Source organism: Collinsella aerofaciens (genome assembly GCF_040915425.1).
In the GTDB taxonomy this organism is placed as follows: Bacteria; Actinomycetota; Coriobacteriia; order Coriobacteriales; family Coriobacteriaceae; genus Collinsella; species Collinsella aerofaciens_BW.
In genome coordinates, this window is the sequence record NZ_JBCPDN010000106.1 from 1 (window position 1) to 3,894 (window position 3,894).

The 3,894-nt window shown below is 62.2% G+C and carries 3 protein-coding genes and 1 tRNA gene; all 4 read right to left on the bottom strand.

The features are described from left to right. Positions 1–336: 336 nt before the first annotated feature. Positions 337–1,464: a glutamate 5-kinase gene (gene proB, locus AB5164_RS09930; protein WP_035137237.1), complete on the bottom strand. Its 1,128-nt coding sequence runs from the start codon at positions 1,462–1,464 to the stop codon at positions 337–339. A 103-nt stretch (positions 1,465–1,567) separates the two neighbouring features. Beyond that, on the bottom strand, positions 1,568–3,073 hold the full coding sequence (locus AB5164_RS09935; protein ID WP_368143305.1) for a nicotinate phosphoribosyltransferase: 1,506 nt from the start codon (positions 3,071–3,073) through the stop codon (positions 1,568–1,570). An 84-nt stretch (positions 3,074–3,157) separates the two neighbouring features. Beyond that, on the bottom strand, positions 3,158–3,616 hold the full coding sequence (locus AB5164_RS09940) for a hypothetical protein (protein ID WP_006235473.1): 459 nt from the start codon (positions 3,614–3,616) through the stop codon (positions 3,158–3,160). Between the two features lie 64 nt (positions 3,617–3,680). Next, positions 3,681–3,753, bottom strand: a tRNA-Ala gene (locus tag AB5164_RS09945). Between the last annotated feature and the right edge of the window lie 141 nt (positions 3,754–3,894).

A 3,894-nucleotide genomic window follows, 5' to 3' on the forward strand; every position in this document is an offset into this window, starting at 1 on the left:
CTGACCCCATATCGTTGGGGCCAGGCCCGATTTTGCCTCTTGACAATGTCCTGCTCATATTAAAAGGAACGTCCCCAAGTGCCGGCAGTGGGACCCCGCCGCCTCAACGAGTTGCGGTGAAATAAGGACTGTTAAAGGCTTTAAAGCCGCCAAACCATCCCTATTTCACCGCAACTTACGATATGCCGGCGTTACGGCCATCGCAGGTAGAGAACGGAAAGCGAAAACGCCCCTAAGCGAGCAAGGTGACGTGAAAGAGGAGGGCATTGACCTTTTGGTCATGCCCGACGATTGAACGTCAGATTGCCGCTTAGGGGCGTTTGCAGCGTCAATTGGTTAAGCGAAGACGATTAGGTTATCCCTGTGTATCGCCGGCTTCTCGGCCAAGTTAGCGAGCAGGCGGTTGCTGGCGATCTGGTCCTGGCGGCGGCCGGCAGCAAGCTCCAGCACGTCCGAATCGGCCTCGGCGATACCGCGGGCGACGACCATACCGCTCGGATCGCACACATCGAGCACATCGCCCTCGGCAAACTGGCCATCGACCTCGCGAATACCCACCGCAAGCAAGGAAGAGCCACGGCTAACCAGCGCCTTCGCAGCACCATCATCGACCGTCACCGAGCCATGCGCCTTGTCGCCCAGTGCGATCCACAGCTTGCGGGGTGCGATGTCCAGACGCTCCGCCGGCGGATCGAACAGCGTGCCCACGCTCTCGCCGCGGGCGAGGCGCACGAGCGCATCGGGCTCCTCGCCTGAGCAAATCACGCTCTGAATGCCCGCCGTCATCAGGATGCGGCTCGCGCGGATCTTGGTAATCATGCCGCCCGTTCCCACCGATGTGGAAGAATCGCCCGCCGAGGCAATAATCTTGGCATCGATCTTATGCACGACAGGAACAAACTCGGCCGTGGGGTCCTCATGCGGATTGGCAGTATAGAGACCATCGATGTCCGAGAGCGTCACGCACAGATCGGCAGAAACCAGGCAGCTCACAAGCGCCGCCAGTGTGTCGTTGTCGCCAAACTTGATCTCATCGACAGTAACGGTATCGTTCTCGTTGACGACCGGCACCACGCCAAGCTCCACCAGGCGCAGCAGGGCGTCGCGCGCGTGCAGGTAGGACGTACGGCGCGCCGTGTCGTGACGCGTGAGCAGCACGAGCGAGGTGAGCAGGTCGCGCGCATGAAACTCCTCGTCGTAGGCCGACGAGATGATGCACTGGCCGGCCGAAGCGCAGGCCTGCAGGCTCGGCAGGTCGCCGACCGGCTTACGGTCGAAGCCCAGCACGGGATAGCCACAGGCGATAGCGCCCGAGCTCACCACGACCAGACGCCAGCCGAGCTTGCGCAGCGCTGCGGCCTGATCGGCAAGCCCGCCGATAAAGGCGCGGTTGACCTTGCCGTCGGCGCCCACCACCGTGGACGAGCCGATCTTTACCACCATCGTTTTATAAGAAGTCGTCATACGTCAAACCAATCGAGTGTTGAGCAGGCGGGCGAGCTGGAGCAGCCGGGGCACCCGGTGCGGGACGGACGAAAATGATCCGTTTTCCTCCGTCCCCTTCGGATCATTTTGCCCAGGGGAAGGCCGAAGCCGCGGCCATGTTCTTGCGCACGAGCTCGTCGCGCACCTGAGCCAGGCCCTGCTCCATGCCCACCACATAGGTCTGCGGGTACAGGAAGCGCTTGAAAGCTGCGTCCAGATGATCGAGCGCCCAAGCACAGCGCTCGCGCGCGTCCTGGATGCTCTCACGCGGAGCCACCGCACTGCCATCGCGCACGATCGGCACCAGCAGCTCGCGATACTCAAGTTCGGACACGTCGGTCACCAGGGCGGCATCATTCACGGCCACGAGGGTATTGCCGCGCGCGGCGCCCTCCCCCGCCAGATGGTCCTCGTCGTAGATCATGTCGCAGACTGGGCCGCCAAAGCCGTCGTAATAACGGCGCACGCGTTGCACACCCGGGATCGTGCGCTTATAGGGCTGCTCGGAGAGCTTGACCACCGGCGTCCATGGATCTGTCTCGCTCGCACGGCGGGCGGAAAGCTTGTACACGCCACCCAGCGCCGGCTGGTCATAGCAGGTCGCGAGCTTGGTACCCACGCCAAAACTATCGATGGGCGCGCCCTGGTCCAGCAGCGACTGAATCGTGTACTCGTCAAGATCGTTGGAAACCGAGATCCCCACATAGGGCAGGCCCTCGGCATCAAAACGGCCGCGAACATACTTGGAGAGCTTGGCGAGGTCGCCGGAGTCGATGCGAATAGCCGACAGACGCTCGCCCACCGCCTCCATCTCCTTGGCAACCGTAATGGCATGCTCGCAGCCCTCGCGCACGTCATAGGTGTCGATGAGCAGCGTACAGTTCTTGGGGCTCGACTTGGCAAAGGCGCGGAAGGCCTCGAGCTCGGAATCGAAGCTCATCACCCAGCTGTGCGCATGCGTGCCAAAGACGGGAATACCATAGCGGCGGCCGGCGAGCACATTGGACGTAGAGGAGCAGCCGGCAACGTAGCTCGCGCGCGCAACGGCCAGGCCGCCATCGGGACCCTGGGCGCGGCGCAGGCCAAACTCCGCCACGGGGCGACCGTCGGCGGCGAGCACCACGCGCGCCGTCTTGGTGGCGACAAGCGTCTGGAACCCGACGATGTTGAGCAGCGCCGTCTCAAGCAGCTGGCACTCGAGCGCAGGACCGGTGACGCGCACCATGGGCTCGCGCGGAAAGACGAGCTCGCCCTCGGGGAAGGCGTCGATATTTACATGCGCACGAAAATCGCGCAGGTAGTCGAGGAATGCGGACTTGAACATCGCGCCGCCGGCAGGGGCCTCAAGCGAGGCGAGGTAGTCGATATCCTCGGGCGTAAAGCGCAGGTTCTCGACGAGCTCGGGCAGCTCGGCGGTGCCACACATGACGGCATAGGCGCTGCCAAAGGGATGGTCGCGGTAAAACGCGGTAAAACAACCCTGCTCATTGGCCTTGCCGCTCTCCCACAGGCCCTGGGCCATAGTGAGCTCGTACAGATCGGTGAGCATTGCAATGTCGGTGGGATGCGAGATGTCGGTCAAAGCCATGGGGCGACCTTTCGGATGTGTGGTGCAGAATTTGAGGGTTGGACGAGAGCAGAGCATGCGGACATGACGCCCGATGCGAGTCGGTTAGAGCAGGCCCATGCTGGTCAGGATCGTGTAGCCCATAAAGATGACAAACGCGATGAGGGCAAGGACAATGATGATTTTTTGAGCCGGCGCCATGCCAGGGATCTCGTTCTCGCCCATAGGCTCCTTGGAGGTAACCATGCGCTGGGCAAAGGTCATCTCGTCACGGCTCGGCTTGGGCTCGACGGACTTGGGACGGGCGGCCTTTTTAGGCTGAGGTTTGGGCGCGGCAGGTGCAGGCTTCGCAGCAGCGGGCTTGGGTGCGGGCGCGGGCGCCGATGCGGATGCGGCGTTCGCGGCGGCCTCCTCGGCCTTCGCACGCTCGGCACGCAGGGCAGCCAGCTCCTCACGCTCGCGACGGGCCTCTTCCCGAGCCTCGCGGCGGGCCTTCTCAGCGCGGAGCTCTTCCAACTCGGCGCGCTCCTCGTCGGACAATGGTTGGGACTCAAGCTCGGCCATGATATAGCCCTTTCTTTTAAAAAAAGCCGCCGACACAATGTCAGCGGCTTATCAAATCCATGGGTGGAGACGAAGGGAGTCGAACCCTCGGCCTCTGCCATGCGACGGCAGCGCTCTCCCAACTGAGCTACGTCCCCAGGACAAGTCGATATTTTACCTACGGCTCGCCAACTGTCAACGCCCAATAACCAGTCTTTTTGGGACCTTGATTATCGACTTTATCCGAACACCTCCCACATTCATCCGTACATGTACGGATGAATGTGGGAACCCGATAC